Here is a 1,338-nt window from a genome sequence, read left to right as displayed (position 1 = left end):
AAGCAGATGGCGCTCAAGGCCAGTGCCGCCAAGAGCGAGTTCCTGGCCTCCATGAGCCACGAACTGCGCACCCCGCTCAATGCCCTGGTGGGCCTGCTGGAGCTTGAAACCAGCGGCCGCAACACGCCCTCGCACAACCTGCGGGTGGCCCAACAATCGGCGACGTCGATGATCGACCTGATCGGCAACATCCTCGACCTGGACAAGATCGAGAGCGGCCTGATGCAACTGGCCCCTCACCCCACGGCCCTGGAACCGCTTTTGACCAACAGCCTCGGCCTGTTCGCCGCCCAGGCCCGGGAAAAGAACCTGCAACTGCACTTCGATTACCAGGCCGACAGCCAGCGCCTGCACTGGGTCGACTCCCTGCGCCTGCAGCAGATCTTCCACAACCTGATCAGCAACGCGCTGAAGTTCACCGACCACGGCAGCATTGAGGTCCGGGTCAAGGAGCTCCCGCTGCGCGAAGGCGTAAGCCTGCTGACCCTGAGTGTCTGCGACACCGGCATCGGCATCCCCCTGGCCTTGCAGCCCTTGATCTTCGAGCCCTACCGCCAGGCCAGCGCCCGCACCGCGCACCTGTACGGTGGCTCGGGCCTGGGCCTGAGCATTTGCAGCCAGCTGAGCCAGTTGATGGATGGCCATATCTGGCTGGAAAGCGAACCCGGCCGGGGTTGCTGCGTGCATGTGGAACTGCCCCTGAGCTGGCAGTTGCCCCTGGCGCCATCACCCGAACCGCTGACGCCACAACAGCAGGCGGCCGAATCGCTGCGCGTGCTGGTGGTGGACGACGTCTCCACCAATGGCCTGGTGCTGACCCTGCAACTGGCCCGCCTGGGCCATCAGGCCGAGCATGTGTGCAGCGGCGAACAAGCCTTGCTGGCTCTGAGCGAATCGCCCTACGACGTGCTGATCAGCGACTGCAACATGCCGGACATGGACGGCTACGCCCTGACCCGTGCGGTGCGCGAAGACGAGCGGCGCCGGGGCATGGCGCCGCGCCTGATCATCGGCTATACCGCCAGCGCCCTGAGCAACGAGGCCACCCAGTGCTCCAACGCCGGGATGAACGATTTGATGATCAAGCCGGTGACCCTGGCGCGCCTGCGGGAAGTGCTCGGCAGCCACGCGCCGGCTGACGAAGAAGCGGAGCACGAACGCTCGTTCAACCTCGACCACCTGGACGAAGTGGGCAAGAACAGTGCGATCCTGCGCCGGCGCATTCTCCTGGAACTGACCAAGAACCTGCAGCAGGAAATCGCCCAGTTGCGCGAGACCGATCTGACCGCGGCTCCCCAGACCATCGGCGACCTGAGTCATCGCCTGACGGGCGTGGCT

1 protein-coding gene is annotated in these 1,338 nt (G+C 65.2%); it reads left to right on the top strand.

Annotation, left to right across the window (positions count from 1 at the left end; all coding sequences use genetic code 11):
* Positions 1-1,338: ATP-binding protein (locus tag BLX41_RS17310; protein ID WP_123725870.1), on the top strand; the 1,338-nt coding region annotated here is incomplete at both ends.

The organism is Pseudomonas protegens (assembly GCF_003732485.1).
Classification (GTDB): domain Bacteria; phylum Pseudomonadota; class Gammaproteobacteria; order Pseudomonadales; family Pseudomonadaceae; genus Aquipseudomonas; species Aquipseudomonas protegens_B.
The sequence above is the reverse complement of the archived record's forward strand: the minus strand, read 5'-3'. Positions and strand labels throughout refer to the sequence as shown.